The following is a 19,439-nucleotide window of genomic DNA, read 5'->3' on the forward strand; positions in this document are numbered from 1 at the left end:
AGATTCATACGAAGAGCACTCACCTGACCAGCAACACGCGGCAGTCACGTGCCACCGGCCGTTTCTCCCCCCTCTGTTTTCTCCCCCCTCTGGTAAGACACTTGCCTACTGACCCGGGGGTCGTTAGCTCACTTCAACAAACCGACGAGCTCGTCGGCGTGCGTCAATTGAGGATGATGGCCCGCACCAGGAATCGAAAGCAGCTCCAGATTTGAATAAGAGGCCAATCTTTCAATAGCGGCCGGAAGTAATGGATCTCGACTCCCTGTGATGATACGAACTGGAATCTCGACTCGCGCGAGCGTCTCGGTGAGTGTAGTCCGCCAGCGAGCAGCGCCAGTTAGCGCAAGTTGCGCGGCCACCCTATAAGCAGTACTACGCCGCAGGTCGACCACGCTTGATTCGATCAGGGTTGAATTAGTATCTGATCCGGTCAGAAGGTGCGACAACCGCGCAGAATCCATCCGCCGTAGAAGTACGGCTACAAGATGCCGTGCCTGAAATAGCCGGCTCGTCGGCGCTTGAAGAAAGAACGGAGCGATCAAGGTGAGGGACTTGACCTGATCCGGGCATTGATTAGTAGCGAGCACGGCGGCGGCCGCGCCTAGGGAATGACCAACCAAGTCCACAGGTTCCCCGTCCAGTAAGGCAGGCAACCATCGTTCCCAGTCACGAACTCCGACACCGCCACTGAGACCTAGACCCGGCAAGTCGATAGAGCGCCCTCCAATCGATTCGGCGACACCGGCCCACGTATCCGCATTGACTGGGAGTCCTGGAAGAATCAACTTTCGCGCTAGCGGGACACCCACTTCGAAGGTCCGCACACCGGCGATGTCGACAAAACGGCGCGGGCCGGTATTGGCAGCACCAAAGCGGTGAGCCACTAGGTACTGTACCCAGCGACGGAGCGCAAGGTCGACATCCGGCATGCGCAGTCCGTGGCGCTTGGCTGCCGCGATCGCAGGCCCCGTCGGGTAACGATCGGAGGACATGAACGAGAGTGTCTCCGGGTCAGCCTTCGTCACCATTGGCGGGAGGCGCTTGATCAAGCTGACCGGTAGCTGAAGTCGAGGGGTTTTAACCTCCATATGATGACCCGCGCGTGTCAACAGGTCAGTCAACGGTGGGGTGTTGTCGTCGAGGACCCAGAATGATTGCCCCACCGCTTCCGGATCGACCGCAATTGCCGCCATGAACGATGCCAGGTAGTCGACGGTGACAACAGGCAAGAAGGTCGCTCGGCCTCCCGGAAGCGCGGTGGCCGTGCCCTTCCAGATCTGCTCGATCGTGCTAGGCAGGCCGACGTATTGGTCGGAAGCCCCGGTGACGCTATCACCGATCACGGCGGAAGGATTCACGATGCTCCACGGGATCCCTCGCTCCTGAGCGAGCTTCTGGAAGATCGCGTCTGATTCCATCTTCGAGGCTTCGTAGGCGCCAAGCTTTGCATAGGTTCTGGCACGGTAGTCTTCCGGCCATGGAATGCGGTTAGGGTCCTGACCACCGACGCGATAACCCGATACATGCAGTACGCGGGTTAGATCGGGCAGGTGACCGGCGAAGCGGATGACGTGTTCGACGATGCCCACATTGGTTTCGCGCGCTTCCTGCTCCGTCATTCCAAAGCGATAGGAGCCGGCGCAATTGTGAATCTCAGTCACATGAGCGAAGGCTTCTGACCCTCCGGCGAAAATTTCCTGGGCATTGAAATCGACGATCACAGTGCTAACGCCGCCGGTTTGCCCTTGCTCTTCCATCCACGTCATGACGCGCTCTGCGGCCGCGGCGCTTCTCACGGCGGCCGTGACGCCAGCGCCGGCCTTGACCAAGCTGAGCATGAGGTGCCGCCCAATGAGTCCTGAAGCCCCGAAGACTAGGGCCTGCCGGGAAGCACCATGAGGAGTCATCGCGTACCTCCGGCCGTAGCACAGCGCTGCTCGATAATGTCCGCCGCTGCATCCGCGGCGGCTATCAACGGCTGGGTGTCCTGCAGAGCCCGTGCAACAATGACAGCCCCCTCGGTCATCGACACAACCACCGTGGCCAAGGAGCGTGCTTCGCCACGGCTCACGCCATTTGCCTCAAGTAGTGCGGCCGTCGGCTCAATCCACGACTCGAATGCCCGTGCGCAGGCTTGCCGCAACCTCTCGCTTTCGGTGCCCATCTCCAAGGTGACCACGGAGACAGGGCACCCCAACTGAAATCCGCTATCTCTGACAATCGTTGCCAGGGCGTCGATAGCCATCCGTACCGCCTCGGCCGCACTGCCTGCAGCATCGGCTGCCTGCTTGATGAGATCCCCGAACTGGCGTGAGGCCAGTTCAACTGCGGCGACACCGAGCCCCTCCTTGCCATCTGGGAAATGGAAGTAAACCGATCCCCTAGGAGCGGCTGCGCGTTCGATAACAGCGTTCAGCCCCGACCCACTGTATCCCTGGGTCTGGATTAGTTCGAGCATGGTCTCTGTGAGTCGAGCCTTAGTCAGGTTGCCTTTGGAGGTCATGCTATTAAAAATAGACCAGTCTACATATTTTCACAACTCGGAGTTCCCGAACACGACCCCTTCGAAAACTACGCAACAAGCGGACCACGCTGTCGCCAGGCTCCCAGGCCCGAGGACTGCCAGCATTTGGCCCGTTAGGTCCAATTTCGCACGAATCGCGCCTCCACGGCTCGAGCACATTGACGTCTTTACGTACGGGAACGCATGCGCGGCTAGTCGAACCTCGAATGTTGAATTCACTGTCGTTCAGGGCAAGCAGGGAAAAGCAAAACCCACCAGCCGAGCCCCCGGGAAGGGATTCGGATGGTGGGTTTCGCCAGCTACGCGCGGTAAGTCGTTGGCTATTAGTAGCGATCTGCCTCGTAAGGCGAGAGCACCACGTCGACCTGCTGGAATTCCTTCAACGTCGAGTAGCCGGTGGTAGCCATGGAGCGACGCAAGGCACCGACCAGGTTCGAGGTGCCATCGGTGTGACGCGAAGGACCGTAGAGCACTTCCTCGAGCGGGGCCACGGTGCCCACCCGGGCGTGGTCGCCACGCGGGCTGGACTCGTGAACGGCTTCCATGCCCCAGTGCCAGCCGGCACCCGGGGCTTCTTCGGCTCGTGCCAAGGCGCTGCCGAGCATGACGGCGTCGGCGCCCATGGCCAGGGCCTTGACGATATCGCCGGAGGAACCGAGGCCACCGTCGGCGATGACGTGCACGTAGCGTCCGTCGGACTCGACCATGTAGTCGCGGCGGGCCGCGGCCACATCGGCGATGGCGGTGGCCATCGGGGCGTGGATGCCCAGGGTGCGACGGGTGGTGGAGCTGGCGCCGCCACCGAAGCCCACGAGCACGCCGGCGGCACCGGTGCGCATCAGGTGCATGGCCGGGGTGTAGCCGGCCGCGCCACCGACGATGACCGGGACGTCGAGTTCGTAGATGAAACGCTTGAGGTTCAGCGGCTCAACGGTCTGCGAGACGTGCTCGGCCGAGACGGTGGTGCCGCGAATGACGAAGATATCCACGCCGGCATCGATGACCGACTGGTAGTGCTCCTGGGTGCGCTGTGGGGTGAGCGAACCGGCCACAACCACGCCGGCCTCGCGAATTTCGGCCAGACGGGCGCCGATCAGCTCCGGCTGGATCGGGGCGGCGTAGAGTTCCTGCAGCTTGGCGGTGATCGCCGGATTGCTGCGCTGGGCGGACTCCTCGCGCAGGGCGGCAATTTCGCGTAGCACCGACTCCGGGTCCTCGTAGCGGGTCCAGAGACCCTCGAGGTTCAGCACGCCCAGACCGCCGAGCTTGCCCAGGGCGATGGCGGTGGCCGGGGAGGTCACCGAGTCCATCGGGGCGCCGAGGATCGGGGTATCGAACTTGAAGGCGTCGATCTGCCAAGACACCGAGACGTCCTTCGGGTCGCGGGTGCGGCGGTTCGGGACGACCGCCACGTCGTCAAGGGAGTATGCCTGGGTGGCGCGCTTGCCGCGGCCGATCTCAATCTCGTTAGTCACCACACTAGGTTATCAAGTTCGCGGCCAGCCGCTGGGCGCATTGCTCGAGGTTGCGGGCGGCCTGCTCTTCGGCGTCGGCGATACGTTGCAGTGTCTGCCCGGCGGTGGTGAATGCCTCGGCGCGTGTCTCCGGGTCGATCTGGGCGGAGAATTGGCCGATCAGTTCTTCCCAATGCTCACCGACGCGCTGGTAGGCGGCCGCGTGTTCGGCGAGGTCTTCCAAGCCGGGCAGCGCGGCGGCTTCATCAAGGAACTCCGCGTACAGTCCGCGCAGCCCTTCGGGGCCGGCCAGTCGGGTCTCGGTGAAAGCGGCACAGAACTCGTCGAAAACGGTGTTGATACGTTCTTCGGTGGTCAGCAAGGCGTTGAAGCCACGTGGTGAGTCGGTGTCGGCGAGCTTCTCCGCAAGCCAACGCATCCCGGCGATGCCGTAGTGGCGGGCCAGGTGCGGCGGAACGGAACGCGACTCGCGGTGGCCGAGCAGGTAGCCGGTGGTGGCTTCGATGGCCTGCAGAATATTGCCGCGAAGCGTCTCCAGTTCCGGTCCGCGCGTGGTTGGCACCCAGGCCTGCCAGTGCTTATCGCGTTTGCGTGAGGCGCGGGCGGTAGCGAGGTCTTCAGGGGTGATTGGCGCCAGCGAGCCGGAGCCGTCATCGATCAGCAGGAACTGCTCGTGCTCCCCCACCACGGCCACGTCGATGGTGTCCTGTGGGTCGATCCCTTCGTCGGACACCCAGGGCAGGGCGTGGACGGCGACACGCACCACAACCGCCCGGCCGGCGTCCAGTCCCGTGTCCAGGTAGTCCGCGGCGCGTTCCGGTGAATTGGTGGTGCGCTCGTTGATGGTGGCGCCGCAGCGCGCCAACAGGGTCGCGGTGAAAGGTTCGCCGTGCGAGCGGGTCATCAGCGTGGCGCTGGGCTCGTCTTCGTCGAGGTGGGTGAAGGCGGTGAAGCCGATGCCTCCGGCCAGCCCGGCGAGAAGTTCTTGGCTCAGCGGCTGCCCGGTCATTAGGTGGGTGACCCCGGCCTGGGTCAAGACACGCTGCCAGAGGGCGGCGTCGTACTGCACCACATGTTCGGGCGCCGGGTACTCGGGTAGTTCCTCTTCCTCGACGGCAGGTGCCGCAGACTGCGGGGTGGGCTTGGGTTTGGCCGCAGAATTGGCTCCGTTGCCGGGCTTGGTGCCGGTGCCGGGCTTGGTGCCGGTGCGGGCGGCCGCGGCGCGCACAGCCTTCGGGCTTTCGGGCTTGCCGTCGAGAATGTTCTTGCGTGCGGTGGTGTAGCTTTCACCGGTGCACTCCATGCGGGCACGCACCTGCTTCTTGATGTTTTTCGGTTGGGCCACGACCCGTCCTTCCCTCACGCCGGTGCCCGTGGGTGGTTGCGCCACGGGCGCGGTCCGCGTGGTGATGTACGCCGTGGGGCGTGGGCGGACCGAGGCACCATTCTACGGGGCATAAGGGCCCGGACGGCATCGGGGCGTTAGGCGGCGAGGTCGTCCCAGTAGGTGTTGCGGCGCGGTTTTTGTTCCGGGTCCAGGTGCGGTGGCAGGATCACCCACGGCAGCCCATCGCGGAACACCAGTTTGATCCGGCCGGAGTCATAGTCGAGGTGATGGCCCAGACAGCCGGGCCCGAGGTTGCTCAGGCAGGTGCGCCCGCCCTTGTGCCATGGGTCGATGTGGTGAAATTCCAGTCGTTCGGGTGGTTCGGTGCAGCCGGGCACGAGGCAGCCGCGGTCTCGGGCGAGCACCGCCCGTTTGAGCTTGTCCGGGACGATGCGTTGGGCTCGCCCGTAGTCCAGTAGTTCGCCGCGCCCGTTGAAGATCGCTGGCAGCAAGTTGGCGTCGCAGAGGAGTTGGCGAAGTTGGCCGGGCGGCAACTTGGCCCCGTGTGCGGTGCGGGCATCGCCGGCGGCGAGGTCGCGTAAATCCTCGATGCGGAGGTGCACGATGACTTCCGGACGTATCGCCGGGTAGTTGGCTCCTGAGTCGCCTGGGAGCAGTAGGCGGGGCACCTGGCTCGTGATGGTCAGTTGCTGACCGGTTACTGTCTGCGGATCACCGGTTGCCCGTTGGCTTCGGTGGTCAAAGGTCAGCAACGCGAGCAGGGCGTTTAATCCGCGTTCGGCCACGGTGGCCTCGGCTGCCGGTTCGTCCTCCCAGCGTTGCGCCTCGGCTCCCTCGGGCAGGAAATCGGCTGTGGCCGCATCGGTGGCCGTGGGATTGGTGCCCGCTTCGGTGCCGGGGTTGGGGTTTCGGCGGGCCGCTTGGCCGGCCTTGGTCCGCGGGTTATTGGCGTGGGCGAGGAAGGATTCGAGCCGCTCGGCCTCGAGGGTGCTTACCCGTAGCAGGTACTCGCGGGTCAGGGTGCTGCGTTCCGGGAGCCGGAAGAGCCCGCGGCGTAGTGCGACCGGATCGCTGGTCTCCGGGTCGTCCGCCGCGGTGGCGACCAGCTCGTTGATGTGCCGGCGCGCCTCGGGGACGCTGGTGGCGGTGCTGAGCACCTGAGCGGCGTGTTCCTCGATGGCCCGGCCGTCGTGATGCCGCAGGGTGGGTGCGGTGGGTTCGCCGTCGAAGCTGGTATCGGGCGGTTCATGTTTGGCGATTTTGGCGCTGGTTTCCAAGACGGGGTCGGGGTTTTGCTGCGGGTCGGCAAAGAGCGCGGCCAAGTGGGTGAAGCGTGGGGGCAGCAAGGTGCCGGTAGCATCGCGGCGGGCAATGAGGTCTGCGGCGTCGGCGACCCGGCGGCGGGCGGAGGCCAGGGGTATGCCCACCCAGCTGGCCAGCAGTTGGGCCGGAGTGCCAAAGAGCGGACGGCCGGTGCAGAATGTGGCGGGGGTGTTGGTTTCCGGTGGGTTCTGGCGCAGTGCATCGAATTCCTCGGCCTGCATCAGGTGGGCGTTGCTGGCTGCGAGCCGGTCGGCGGCGAGGATGCGCAACCGGGTGCTTTCATGCCCGAGGGACTCGGCAATGCCGGCCAATTCGAGAGCCAGCCGCGGATCGTCGCAGGCGGCCATTTCCTCGCGCAGTTGTTGCAGGAAGGCGGTGCCCAGCTCCCCCAGCGCGCGTAGCCGGGCACCGTCGCTCGCGGGCGTGCACTGCCGCGGTGCCGGGTCGAGAAGCTCGCGCAGGATGTCGACTCGCTGCGCCAGGGCCGTGTGGTTCATGGGCCCAGAATCACCCCGGGCGACATGGTGGCCCGGCGGCCGGCGTCGAACTGTGGAAAAGCCCTCGGTGGCAGGAGCGGCGAGGGTGGTTAACGCAGAACTCCCCGCCTGCCCTGCGCGGTGTCGGGCACCGGGCGGGGAACGCGGGGAGTTCTGGTGATTCGTTAGCCGAGGAGAGCCGTGGCCTAGCGGCGGTAGTTCGGGGCCTCGACGGTCATCATGATGTCGTGCGGGTGCGATTCCTTCAGGCCCGCGGCGGTGATGCGCACGAACTTGCCGCGCTCCTTCAGTTCCGGGATGGTCGGGCCGCCCACGTAGAACATGGTCTGGCGCAGGCCGCCGACCAGCTGGTGCACCACGGCCGAGAGCGGGCCGCGGTACGGCACCTGGCCCTCGATGCCTTCGGGGATGAGCTTCTCGTTGGTGGGCACGTCGGCCTGGAAGTAACGGTCCTTGGAGTAGGAGGTGTTCTTCCCGCGGGTCTGCATGGCGCCCAGCGAGCCCATGCCGCGGTAGGTTTTGAACTGCTTGCCGTTCATGAAGACCAGGTCGCCCGGGGCTTCGGCGGTGCCGGCGAGCAGCGAGCCGAGCATCACCGAGTCGGCACCGGCGACCAGGGCCTTGCCGATGTCGCCGGAGTGCTGCAGGCCGCCGTCGGCGATCAGCGGCACGCCGGCCGGGATGGCGGCCTTGGCGGATTCGTAGATGGCGGTGACCTGCGGGACGCCGACACCGGCGACCACGCGGGTGGTGCAGATGGAGCCCGGGCCCACGCCGACCTTGATGGCGTCGGCGCCGGCGTCGATCAACGCCTGGGCACCCTCGCGGGTGGCGGCCTGGCCGCCGATGACGTCCACGTGGGCGGCGGCCGGATCGGCCTTGAGCTTAGCGATCATCTCCAGCACACCCTTGGAGTGGCCGTTGGCGGTGTCCACGACCAGTGCGTCTACGCCGGCGTCGATCAGCGTCATGGCGCGCTCGTAGCCTTCGCCGAAGAAGCCGACGGCGGCGGCCACGCGCAGGCGGCCGTCCTCATCCTTGGTGGCCAGCGGGTACTGCTCGGCCTTGTCGAAGTCCTTGACGGTGATCAGACCGGTCAGTCGGCCCTCGTCGTCGACCAACGGCAGCTTCTCGATGCGGTGGGTGGAGAGCAGTTCGATGACCTTCTCGCGGGCCACGCCCTCGGTGGCGGTGACCAGCGGCATGCCGGTCATGACCTCGTAGACCTTGGTGGTGAGGTAGTTTTCGCGCGGCACGAAGCGGGTGTCGCGGTTGGTGATGATGCCGAGTAGCTTGCGGTTTTCGTCGACCACCGGCAGACCCGAGACGCGGTACTGGGCGCAGAGCTCGTCCCATTCGGCCAGGGTGGCGCCCGGGGCGACGGTGACCGGGTCGGAGATCATGCCCGATTCGCTGCGCTTGACCTGGTCCACCTGCTTGGCCTGGTTCTCGATGGACAGGTTGCGGTGGATCACGCCGATGCCGCCCTGGCGGGCCAGTGCGATGGCCATACCGGCCTCGGTGACGGTGTCCATGGCGGCGGAGGAGATCGGCACCTGAATGTTGATGCGCTTGGTGAAGCGGGTGGTGGTGTCCGCATCCGAGGGGATCACGTCCGTGGGACCGGGCAACAGTAGCACGTCGTCGTAGGTCAGTCCTTCGAGGGCAAAGGGGTTGAACTCAGTCACGGGTGGTGAACCTTTCAAAGCGGGTAGCGGAGGTTGCTTCAATGGTAGAGGTATTTGCGCTTTCCCACGATGCCGCACCGAGCGGGTGTGGCGAAGCTAACGTCTCGCGTCCGCGGCCTTGGCCAACGCCTGCCGGTAACCGCGGGCGATCGGCTCGGCGGCGCTCTTGATAAAGGTGCGCGAGAGGTGCTCATTGTCGATGTACACCAGCACGTTGCCGATGACCGCCTTGCAGGTGCCCTCCGGGCAGAGCAGCTCGGAAAAGTCCAAGGGAACCAAACGTCCGGGAAGCTCCCGATCCCAGGTGACCGTGTGCAGCGGGTTGAGCTCGGCCAGCTTCTCGTTACGTGGTGCATCGCAGCTGGCGATGTCCTTTTTGTTCTTTTCCACGCAGTCCGGGATCCGGTAGTCGTAGCGCGGGGTATCGCGCAGCGCCACCACGGTGGCCCCGTAGTCCAACAGCGGTTCGATCACCTCGCGGTAGCCACTGACGATGTGTTCTCGGTCGGCGGCGGTGCGCCCAAATTCGTCGGGTTCCGGCTCGGTGCGGGTGCCCACGGTGATCACCTCCTTGGGCTTGCGCTCGGCCAGGTACTCGGAGGCGGCGACCTGGAAGTTGGCACAAGATTCGGATTCGGCCGCATCCTCCGGGGAACCGAAGCGGCAGCCCGGGTGATGTAACACCACCCAGCTCTTGCCCTCGGCCTCGATGGCCGCGGTGAGCGCCACGGAGAAGTGCTGCAGGTGAGAGTCGCCGACCAGCACCACGTCGGCGGTGCGCGCGGCGTCCGGCGACTGGCGGCATTCGGCCAGCCGCGAGTCTTCCGGGGAGGGCCCGCGCTCGCAGGCCACCCCCGGGCTCTGCCACTGGTCATCCAGTTCGGTGCCCAGCGGCAGGGTCAACGCGGTGCGTTCGGGCTGCCAGTCGGCGGAGGCGGCGGCCCCCGGGTTATCGGTGATCGGCGACTGCGAGGCGGCGATTGCCGCACGGTGATCCAGCGACTGCTGCCAGGCGGCCAGCGGCACCGCGGCCAAGAGCACGGCCATTCCGGCGGCGATGACCTGGCGGCCCACCGGGCGCCAGGAGAAGTTCCCGCCGGGCTGTTCGCTGAAGCTTCGTACCGGCTGCTCGACGTAGCGGGTGCTCAACCAGGACAGCCCGATGGCGGCCAGAATGATCGCCAGGCCCCAGAAGGCGCCGAGCTGCGGCACCCCGAGCAGTTCGAGGGTGATCACCAGCAGCGGCCAGTGCCAGAGGTACATCCCGTAGGACAGATCGCCGAGGCGGACCAGCGGCCCGAAGGACAGCAGGTAGGCCGGGTTTCGCTTCTCCGCGGCGGCCGGGGCGATGATCAGCGCGGCGGCGGCCAGCGTCGGCACCAGGGCCAGGTAGCCCGGGAAGCGTCCCTGCACGTCCAGCCAGGCACCGCAGCTAACCAGCACGGCCAACCCGGCCCAGCCGGCATAGCGACGCAGCACCTCGGGAAGCTTCTGGAGCAACGGGAGCGCGATGGCCAGCAACGAGCCGAGGGCGAACTCCCAGAGCCGGGTGCCGGTGTGGAAGTAGGCCAGCTGCTGATCGGCATTGGTGAGCCGGATGGAGAAGCTCAGCGAGACGAGGAAGACGACCCCGAACACTCCTCCGGCGATGAGCGCCAGCGGGATCTTGCGGGCGGTGAGCCTCCAGAGCAGCACGGCCAGGCCGATGAGTAGCGGCCAGAGGATGAAGATTTGCCCTTGGACGGAGAGCGACCAAAAGTGTTGCAGCGGGGAGGCCGAGAGGTTGTTGAAGGCGTAGTAGTCCACGCTGGTGTCGGCTAGGAACCAGTTTTGCCGGTAGAGCAGGCTGGCGCGGCCCTGATCGATGATATCGGGCCAGCGTTGGCTGGGTAGCAGCCACCAGCTGGCTGCGGCGGTCACAGCGATCACCAGGGCGGCCTGCGGAATCAGTCGGCCGAAACGTCGGGCCCAGTGCGCCGGCAGGTTCAGCCGTTGTCCGCGCTGTGCGGTGCGCAGCAGCGATCCGGTGAGGAAGAAGGCCGAGAGCATCAGGAAGACGTCGACCCCGCCGGAGACGCGGGAGAACCAGATGTGGTAGCACATGACCAGCAGCACGGCGAGGGCACGCAGGCCCTGCACGTCGCTACGGTGTGCGGAAGCTACGGGCCGGGTCGGCGTCGAGGTGCTCGGCTCTCTCACGTTGTGGCTTTCTGGCAGGCGGCGGGTGTGCGGTACGCCTCCCCATGAGGCGATCCAACCCACAAGTTTACCAATTCGTGATCTTTGGCGGAAAACAACGGCGGCAAGCCCGCGATGACGTGGTGCATCGCCGACTTGCCGCCGTTGATTGGATTTATGACCGGTCGGTCACGACCGCCTAGTGAGCGTGGCCGTGGCCTTCCTCAGCGTTCTCCTCCGGCTTTTCGGCCACGAGGGTTTCGGTGGTCAGCACGAGCGCCGCGATGGAGGCGGCGTTGCGCAGAGCCGAACGGGTGACCTTGACCGGGTCGATGACGCCTGCGTGCAGCAGGTTCTCGTACTGGCCGCTGCGGGCGTTGAAGCCCTCGTTGGCGGGCAGTTCGGCCACCTTGGAGGCCACCACGGCGCCGTCGAATCCGGCGTTGGTGGCGATCCAGAACAGCGGCTGCACCAGGGCGCGGCGCACAATGGCCACACCTGCGGCGACGTCGCCTTCCAGACCGGCCACCGAGGCGTCGGAGTCCAGTGCCTTCAGCGCGTCGACCAGGGCGGTACCGCCACCGGCGACGATGCCCTCTTCGAGGGCGGCGCGGGTGGAAGCCACGGCGTCCTCGATGCGGTGCTTACGCTCCTTGAGCTCCACCTCGGTGGAAGCGCCAACCTTGATCACGCCGATGCCGCCGGCCAGCTTGGCCAGGCGCTCGGAGAGCTTCTCGCGGTCCCACTCCGAGTCGGTGCGGTTCAGCTCTGCCTTCAGCTGGGCGACGCGGTCATTGACATCTTCTTCGGTACCGGCACCATCGACGATGGTGGTCGAGTCCTTGGTGATGGTCACGCGGCGGGCCGAGCCGAGCACCTCGGTGCCGACCTGGTCCAGCTGCAGGCCGAGCTCCGAGGAGACGACCTGGGCGCCGGTGAGGATCGCGATGTCCTGCATCATGGCCTTGCGGCGGTCGCCGAAGCCCGGAGCCTTCACGGCTGCCACGTTCAGCAGGCCGCGCAGCTTGTTGACCACCAGGGTGGACAGGGCTTCGCCCTCGACGTCCTCGGCAATGATCAGCAACGGCTTCTTGGTTTCGAGCACCTTTTCCAGCAGCGGCAGGAATTCTGCCACGGTACCGATCTTGCCCGGGTTGATCAGGATCAGTGCGTCCTCGAGGACGACTTCCTGACGCTCGACGTCGGTGACGAACTGCGGGGAGAGGTAGCCCTTGTCGAACTGCATACCCTCGGTGACCACGAGCTCGGTGGCGGTGGTGGAGGATTCCTCGATGGTGATCACACCGTCGGTGCCCACGGTCTTGAAGGCCTCGGCGAGCAGGTCACCGATTTCCTCGGACTGGGCGGAGATGGCGGCCACGTTGGCCACCTTGTCCTCCACGGCCACGGCGTTGGCGGCCAGCGCCTGGGAGACGACCTCGGTGGCCAGTTCGATGCCCTTGCGGATCTCGCCCGGGGCCGCGCCGGCGGCCACGTTCTTCAGACCCTCGCGGACCAGCGCCTGGGCGAGCACGGTGGCGGTGGTGGTACCGTCGCCGGCGACGTCGTTGGTCTTGGTGGCGACCTCCTTGGCCAGCTGCGCGCCAAGGTTCTCGTAGGGATCTTCAAGATCGATATCGCGGGCGATGGTCACGCCGTCGTTGGTGATGGTCGGGGCGCCCCAGGTCTTGGCGAGCACCACGTTACGGCCGCGTGGGCCGAGGGTGACCTTCACGGTGTTTGCGAGCTTGTCGATGCCCGCTTCGAGGGCGCGGCGCGCTTCCTCGTTGAATGCTAGCTGCTTAGCCATGCATTGACTCCTGAATGCTAGAGGTCCTAAACGACGCCAAGCCCCGCACCGCTTCGTAGGGTGCGGATCGCGGGGCTTGGTCGGTTTATGTGGGGTGCGTCGTTACTTAACGACGACGGCCAGCACGTCGCGAGCCGAGAGCACCAGGTACTCCTCGGCGCCGACCTTGACCTCAGTGCCACCGTACTTGGAGTAGAGCACAACGTCGCCCTCGGCAACGTCCAGCGGAACGCGGTTGCCGTTGTCGTCGATGCGACCCGGGCCCACGGCTACAACGGTGCCCTCCTGCGGCTTCTCCTTGGCGGAGTCCGGGATCACGAGACCCGATGCAGTGGTGGTGACGGCTTCGACCTGCTTGATGACAATGCGGTCTTCGAGCGGCTTGATGGAGACGGACACGGTCTCTCCTTTTCGTGTATGAACCAATGGTTGTAGGGAAAGCGCCCTATGGCATTGGACCAACCGTCGTCGCGGTGCCAGTTGGCGGTATCCAGTCAGGCGGTGTGCGCGCATTTGCATGCGCGGCACCTATGGATGACTTTAGGCCGAGCATTAGCACTCGGTCAAGGTGAGTGCTAATGCTCGGCCCGTGTCGTGTCCGGCGAGCGCCGCGGCTACCGAAAGCCGCGGCCAAGTGGAGGCGCTAGCGACGTGCGGAATCCGCCGGTTCGTCGATATCCGCCGGGGAGCTCAGGTCCATCGCGGAGAGCGTAACCATCTTGGACTTGGTCACCAGACGGTGCCCGATCCACAGGGCCAGGAAGACCGGCAGGCCGATGTAGGCGGAGAGTACCTCCAGGCCGCGGCCGGCCAGTACGGCCTCGTAGTTCTGACCGGCGATGACGATCAGCAGCATCGCGAAGGCCACCAGTGGGCCAAGCGGGAAGAACGAGGCCTTGTAGGGTAGATCGCGCACATCGCCACCCTGGGCGATGTAGCCACGGCGGAAGCGATAGTGCGAGATCGCGATGCCAACCCAGACGATGAAGCCACAGAGACCCGAGACATTCAGCAGCCAGGCGTAGGCGGCACCCTGGCCGACCAGCGCAGTGAGGAAGCCGAAGAGTCCCACGGCGGCGGTAGCCATCAGCGCGGTCATCGGCACGCCGCGGCGGTTGAGCTTGCCGAAGGCCTTCGGGGCCTTACCGTCCAGCGCCATCGAGTAGAGCATACGGGTGGAGGCGTAGAGCCCGGAGTTACCGGCCGAGAGGATCGCGGTGAGGATCACGGCGTTCATCAGGGCGGCGGCGAAGGCGATGCCGGCGTTCTCGAAGACCAGGGTGAAGGGCGAGGAGGCCACGTCGGCCTCGCCACTGGAGAGCAGGCTCGGGTCGGTGAGCGGTACCAAGCAGCCGATGACGAAGATGGCGCCGATGTAGAAGATCATGATGCGCCAGAACACCTTGCGGATGGCCTTGGGTACTTCTCGGCGCGGGTTCTTCGCCTCGCCGGCGGCCACGCCGACCAGTTCGGTGCCCTGGAAGGAGAAGCCGGCGATCATGAAGACGGAGATGATCGAGAGCCAGCCACCGTGGAAGACGTCCTTGGCGTCGCGCCAGTTGCCCAGCGGGTCGCTTTGTCCGCCGATGATGCCGAAGATCATCAGCGTTCCGGCCACGAGGAAGACCACCACGGTGACGACCTTGATCATGGCCAGCCAAAATTCACCTTCGCCGAAGGCCTTGGCCGAGAGGGCGTTCAATCCGGTCAGCAAGGCGAGGAAAACGCCGGCCCAGACCCATCCTGGAACCTGCGGCAGCCAGAAGTCCATCACAATGCCTGCGGCCACCAGTTCGGCGGCCACGGTGATCGCCCAGTTTAACCAGTAGTTCCAGCCGATCGCGAACCCGAAGGAAGGCGAAACGAAGCGGGTGGCGAAGGTTTGGAAGGAGCCGGCCACCGGAATCTTGGCGGTCATCTCCCCCAGCGACTGCATCAGCAGGAAGACCATGAGGCCGACCGCGGCGAAGGCAACCAGTGCACCGCCGGGACCGGCGGCGGCAATGCTGCCACCCGAGGCCACGAAGAGGCCGGTACCGATGGAACCGCCAATGGCGATCATTTGCAGGTGACGGCTACTGAGCCCTCGCTTGAGGTCGGTGGCCCCCGCGGGCCGTTGGCGCGTCGTTGCGCTTGGGTTCGCGTCCGGCGATTGCTCGGCCGGCGCGTGGTCCTGATCCAGAATTACTTTGCTCACGGTGATATGGAACACCAGAAAGCAGGGGTGCTGCGACCTGAATCACAGGGGCAGCGGGCCGGAGGGGGTCGGGATGCGCGCAGCGGCCTGCACTGCGCCCGACGGCGACCGGGCACGATACATGCGGCCGGACGCAGTGCTACCCAACCGCGGGGATCGCTTATCAAATGTGACGCATTTGCTGATGCTCGCCCTAGTAAAGCATTAGGGTTACTTATGCTAATGTTTCACATATCTTCCCTGTTCAACGAGTCTTTCAGAAGATTCGGCGGGCCTAAGTGGCCGTTTCCGGAGTTCTGGTCGACGGCAGTTCGCTACGACATAATTGCGTAACATTCCATGGCACGGTCGCGGCACCCGACTCCGATAGGCTGGAAACATGGCTCAGGCTTCCAACGACCCCACACTCAAAGACCAGTTCGCTTCCCTGCTCAGCCCTGCCGGGTGGGAGCTCTTGGCGACCATCGATCCTTCGTCCGTGGGTTCCAAGGACGCCGCGTGGTCGGTCAACGAGAAACTACGCAAAGCCGGACATGACCCGGATGTGGTGCGTGCGGTGCTCGCCCAGGCGCAGCTGCGGTACAGGGCACGCGTGAAGTTCGGCCCCTTCGCCGATTCCCTGATCTTCACCCCTGCGGGACTGGAGCAGTCCACACGCCTGACCATCGCGGGCCTTCATGCCCGCCGCTTCACCGAGGCCGGCTGCCAGCACGTGGCAGATCTCGGCTGCGGCATCGGGGCCGACTCCATCGCCCTGGCCAGCGCGGGGCTGGAGGTCACCGCGGTGGAAATGGATGAGACCACCGCCGCGGCCGCCACCTTGAACCTGATGCCCTTCGATACCGCCCGCGTGGTGCACTCCCGCGCCGAGGACGTGGATCTGGACGGCATCGACGGCGTGTGGCTGGATCCGGCGCGCCGCGAAGAGCACCGTGGCTCCACCCGGCGCATCTTCGACCCGGAGGCATTCTCCCCTCCCCTGTCCTTCGTCGAGAAACTCGTCGACGACGGATTCAAGGTCGCGGTCAAGCTGGGACCAGGACTCCCCCACGAGGCGATTCCGGTGGGTGCCGAAACCCAGTGGATCTCCGACCACGGCTCGGTCATCGAGGCATGCCTCTTCTTCGGTGCGCTGCGCCGCCCCGAGGTATCCCGTGCCGCGCTGGTCATCGACAGCGACGGCGCCCATGAGCTGGTCAGCGACCACCCCGCCAGCGAGGACGCCCCGGCGCCCGTAGTCGAGCTGGGGTCCTACATCTACGAGCCGGACGGCGCCGTGATCCGCTCGCACCTGATTGGCACGTTGCTCGAATCCATCGGCGGCGGGTTGCTGGATGAACACATCGCCTACTTCACCCACGACGAGGCACTCTCGACGCCTTTCGCACGCGGCTACAAGGTACTCGCCGTCCACGACTACAACGTGAAGAAATTGCGCACCTGGGTGCGCAGCAACGGCATCGGTACCCTGGAAATCAAGAAGCGCGGTGTGGACGTCACCCCGGAGGAGTTGCGGCGGCTATTGTTAGCCGGGGCCCCTAAAACGGCCAAGGGCAAGGCCACGCTGATTTTGGCGCGCGTCGGCGAGCGTCGGGTGGCAATCGAGGCCGAAGCCCTGTAGTGCCCCATCTCTCCTGCGCATATGTCGTCACTTTTACGCCGAGTGGACGGAGAGAAAACTAAACTAGTTACAGATCGTCCCTACGCGACCCCAAAAACCGGGTCGTGGTCAGAGCCTCAGGAGCACCGTGCAAAAAATCGAGTTCGCCGACTCGGCGCAATCCACCATCGGCGTGGAGTGGGAAATCGCGCTGGTCGACCGCGATGGCGCCGACCTGTGCTCCATCGCCGAAGAGGTGCTGAACCGCTTGAAGCGGCAGGCCGGCCTGGAACTCGATCAAGAGCACCCAACCATCAAGCCCGAGTTGCTGATGAACACGGTGGAGATCGTCACCGGCGTGCACAACACCGTGGCGCAGGCCGGCGACGAGCTGCGCCAAAACGTGCGCCTGCTCATCGAGACCACCGCGCCGCTGGGCGTGGACCTCTACTCGGCAGGGTCCCACCCCTTCGCGGCCCCCACCTCGCAGCCCGTGACCGACAAGGACCGCTACGCCAAGCTCATCGACCGCACCCAATGGTGGGGTCGGCAGATGGTGATCTACGGCGTACACGTCCACGTGGGGCTGGATTCGCGGGAGAAGGCTCTGCCGATCACCGACGGGCTGATCAACTACCAGCCGCACTTCCAGGCCCTGAGCGCCTCCAGCCCCTATTGGGGCGGAGAAGACACCGGCTACGCCTCCCAGCGCGCACTGATGTTCCAGCAGCTGCCGGCCGCAGGCATTCCCGTGCATTTCAACTCGTGGTCCGAGTACGAAGCCTACGTGGCGGATATGACCCACACCGGAGTCATCGATGATGTCTCCGAGATCCGCTGGGATGTCCGCCCGGTCCCCCGTCTGGGCACCGTGGAAATGCGCATCTGCGACGGCGTCAGCTCGCTGGCCGACATCGAGGCGATCACCGCCCTGACGCAGTGCCTGGTGCACGACATGTCGCTGAGCCTCGAGGCCGGGTACAAAATCCCGGTCATGCCGCCATGGTTCCGTGTGGAGAACAAGTGGCGCGCCGCTCGCTATGGGCTGGATGCCATCATCATCCTCAACGCTCAGGGGGATGAAATGTTGGTGACCGAGCACCTACGCCAGGAAGTCGAGCGGCTCACTCCGGTGGCCGAGCAACTCGGGTGTGTAGACGAACTGCAAGGCATCATTCGGTTGATCGAGCGTGGCGCGGAGTACCAGCTACAGCGGCAGGTGTTTGCTGCGTCGGGCGGGGACTTCGCGGCGGTTGTGCGGGACAACGTTGCGCGTCTGCACGCGGTGTAGTTCCAGATTAGTAGTTCGGGCGAGCCATTGAGCACATATTCCTGGCAAGTGAATAATTTTCCCGGTGACTGTTATTTGGAAGATGAAACACGGGGATGCACCCTAAATAGTGGACACAGCACGGAAAAATCTAGGCTGCAGACAATACTTTAACCGACTCCCGGTCTTCGAAGACAACCGGAGCCAGATACGCGATTCCCGAATGGATCCTGCTGTTGCACCGCATGATCCACCGGAACACCTCGTGCCGGCATTCTTACTTCGTCGCCCACCGCTTCGCTCCCTGCAAGGTCTCGCGCTTGAGCGACGCATTGAACGACTCGGCCAACGCGTTATCGGCGCTGGACCCGATACGGCCCATGGATTGACGTACACCGAACGCCCGGCACAGTGCCTGGAAATCACTGCAGGTGTACTGCCGCCCATGGTCGGAATGGAACACCGCGCCATCCAGCGTCCCGCGCGTGCCCCGAGCGTCCTGCAGCGCGTCTTCGACCAGGCTGGTGCGCATATGCTCGGCGATCGATCAGCCCACCAGCCAGCGCGAGCACACATCGATGACCGTGGCCAAGTAGAGGAACTCGCCCTTTGCCACGTAGGGCAGGTAAGTGATGCCACCGACATACACCTGCCCCACGGCCTGGGCAGTGAAGTTCCGGCGCACGAGATCTCCGAACACCTGCGCCCCGGGGTCTTAGACCGTCGTCACCTATCATTTCCGCAAATGCACGCCCTGCATCCGGTGCTCGCGCATCACCCGTTCGACCCGCTTGTGATTCACCAGATCCTGCCCGTCCTGCTCGTTGAGGTAACAGGTCATCCGCCGGGAACCCAAGGTGCCGTCCCACTCCTGATTCAACGCGTCCATCCGGTCCACCAGCAGCTGATCGGCGTGGACCCGCACCTGGCGGGCCTCGATCCCCTCACGCCATTTGTAGTAGCTGGAGCGACGGATCTCCAGCACCCGGCACATCCGCTTCACCGCGTAGGTGGCCCGGTTCTCTTCAACGAACTGGAAGCGGATCACCAGGTCGTCTCTGCCGCGAAATACTTCGTGGCCCTGCGCAAGATGTCGCGCTCCTCGGCCAGCTTCCGTGTCTCGACATGCAACGCACGGTTCTCCGACCTTAGCCGGGCCAGCTCTTCCTCGGCCGATTCCGCACCGGGGAGCGCCACCGCCGAGGAACGATTCGAGGGACGGTCCGAAGACTCGCCTCGCTCGAGCCGGACGCGCTGCACCCACTGTTGCAAGGTACCGCGAGAAATCCCGAGGGCCGCGGTGATTCCCTTATAGGACGCACCCTCGGTGGTCTCGTACACGCGGATGGCGTAGTCCTTGAACTCGTCGTCCTAGGTTTTGATAGGCATCGTGTTAGGGACTCAATTTCTCCGTTCCATTTTGGCACGGTCACAGTGTGTCCACTACTCAGAGGATAGTCCCGAGAACAAAGCAAAGCGCACACTGCTGCGCCTATCCAGTGATCCCGTCCTGTTCCTGCCAGACT

At 64.9% G+C, this 19,439-nt stretch carries 12 protein-coding genes and 1 pseudogene; 2 read left to right on the plus strand and 11 right to left on the minus strand.

The genetic code is table 11. The features are described 5' to 3' along the window. Nucleotides 1-128: 128 nt before the first annotated feature. From ACYU0X_RS11735 to ACYU0X_RS11780, 10 genes are all read right to left on the minus strand, one after another. Nucleotides 129-1,910, minus strand: a complete 1,782-nt coding sequence (locus tag ACYU0X_RS11735; RefSeq protein WP_461900859.1) for an alpha/beta fold hydrolase — start codon at nt 1,908-1,910, stop codon at nt 129-131. Then, entirely contained in the window at nt 1,907-2,506 is a 600-nt protein-coding gene (locus ACYU0X_RS11740) for a TetR/AcrR family transcriptional regulator (protein WP_461900861.1), read from the minus strand. The genes ACYU0X_RS11735 and ACYU0X_RS11740 overlap by 4 nt, the downstream gene beginning before the upstream one ends. Nucleotides 2,507-2,850: 344 nt before the next feature. After that, the gene (locus ACYU0X_RS11745; RefSeq protein WP_459273764.1) at nt 2,851-4,002 is read right to left on the minus strand and encodes a GuaB3 family IMP dehydrogenase-related protein; all 1,152 of its coding nucleotides are present in this window, start codon (nt 4,000-4,002) and stop codon (nt 2,851-2,853) included. Between the two features lie 4 nt (nt 4,003-4,006). Next, nucleotides 4,007-5,347, minus strand: coding sequence for a DUF4872 domain-containing protein (locus tag ACYU0X_RS11750; RefSeq protein ID WP_461900863.1), 1,341 nt, complete (start codon nt 5,345-5,347; stop codon nt 4,007-4,009). A 137-nt stretch (nt 5,348-5,484) separates the two neighbouring features. Further along, complete coding sequence (locus ACYU0X_RS11755) at nt 5,485-7,170, minus strand: HNH endonuclease signature motif containing protein (protein WP_461900865.1); 1,686 nt, start codon at nt 7,168-7,170, stop codon at nt 5,485-5,487. 185 nt (nt 7,171-7,355) lie between these two features. Further along, entirely contained in the window at nt 7,356-8,858 is a 1,503-nt protein-coding gene (gene guaB / locus ACYU0X_RS11760; RefSeq protein WP_461900867.1) for an IMP dehydrogenase, read from the minus strand. A gap of 96 nt (nt 8,859-8,954) precedes the next feature. After that, a complete protein-coding gene (locus ACYU0X_RS11765; RefSeq protein ID WP_461900869.1) occupies nt 8,955-11,057 on the minus strand; it encodes an acyltransferase family protein in 2,103 nt (700 codons plus the stop codon). A 178-nt stretch (nt 11,058-11,235) separates the two neighbouring features. Beyond that, nucleotides 11,236-12,846: a chaperonin GroEL gene (groL, locus tag ACYU0X_RS11770; RefSeq protein WP_461900871.1), complete on the minus strand. Its 1,611-nt coding sequence runs from the start codon at nt 12,844-12,846 to the stop codon at nt 11,236-11,238. A 102-nt stretch (nt 12,847-12,948) separates the two neighbouring features. Beyond that, nucleotides 12,949-13,245 carry a co-chaperone GroES gene (gene groES / locus ACYU0X_RS11775; RefSeq protein WP_461900873.1) on the minus strand — a complete coding sequence of 99 codons (297 nt, stop codon included), beginning with the start codon at nt 13,243-13,245 and terminating at the stop codon, nt 12,949-12,951. 244 nt (nt 13,246-13,489) lie between these two features. After that, nucleotides 13,490-14,908, minus strand: a complete 1,419-nt coding sequence (locus ACYU0X_RS11780) for an amino acid permease (RefSeq protein ID WP_461902802.1) — start codon at nt 14,906-14,908, stop codon at nt 13,490-13,492. A 514-nt stretch (nt 14,909-15,422) separates the two neighbouring features. Between ACYU0X_RS11780 and ACYU0X_RS11785 the strand changes: the two genes are divergently transcribed. Further along, nucleotides 15,423-16,664: a class I SAM-dependent methyltransferase gene (locus tag ACYU0X_RS11785; RefSeq protein ID WP_461900875.1), complete on the plus strand. Its 1,242-nt coding sequence runs from the start codon at nt 15,423-15,425 to the stop codon at nt 16,662-16,664. Between the two features lie 127 nt (nt 16,665-16,791). Then, the gene (locus tag ACYU0X_RS11790; RefSeq protein ID WP_461900877.1) at nt 16,792-17,934 is read left to right on the plus strand and encodes a glutamate--cysteine ligase; all 1,143 of its coding nucleotides are present in this window, start codon (nt 16,792-16,794) and stop codon (nt 17,932-17,934) included. A gap of 130 nt (nt 17,935-18,064) precedes the next feature. On the opposite strand, the pseudogene ACYU0X_RS11795 reads toward ACYU0X_RS11790, so the two are convergent. Beyond that, a pseudogene (locus tag ACYU0X_RS11795) lies at nt 18,065-19,260 on the minus strand (IS3 family transposase). Between the last annotated feature and the right edge of the window lie 179 nt (nt 19,261-19,439).

Source organism: Glutamicibacter sp. X7, assembly GCF_054889245.1.

Excerpts from the sequence above, each read along its gene's own strand:
- groL (WP_461900871.1), bottom strand. The coding sequence starts at position 12,846 with ATGGCTAAGCAGCTAGCATTCAACGAGGAAGCGCGCCGCGCCCTCGAA.
- ACYU0X_RS11755 (WP_461900865.1), bottom strand. The coding sequence starts at position 7,170 with ATGAACCACACGGCCCTGGCGCAGCGAGTCGACATCCTGCGCGAGCTT.
- ACYU0X_RS11735 (WP_461900859.1), bottom strand. The coding sequence starts at position 1,910 with ATGACTCCTCATGGTGCTTCCCGGCAGGCCCTAGTCTTCGGGGCTTCA.
- ACYU0X_RS11780 (WP_461902802.1), bottom strand. The coding sequence starts at position 14,908 with ATGATCGCCATTGGCGGTTCCATCGGTACCGGCCTCTTCGTGGCCTCG.
- ACYU0X_RS11785 (WP_461900875.1), top strand. The coding sequence starts at position 15,423 with ATGGCTCAGGCTTCCAACGACCCCACACTCAAAGACCAGTTCGCTTCC.
- ACYU0X_RS11740 (WP_461900861.1), bottom strand. The coding sequence starts at position 2,506 with ATGACCTCCAAAGGCAACCTGACTAAGGCTCGACTCACAGAGACCATG.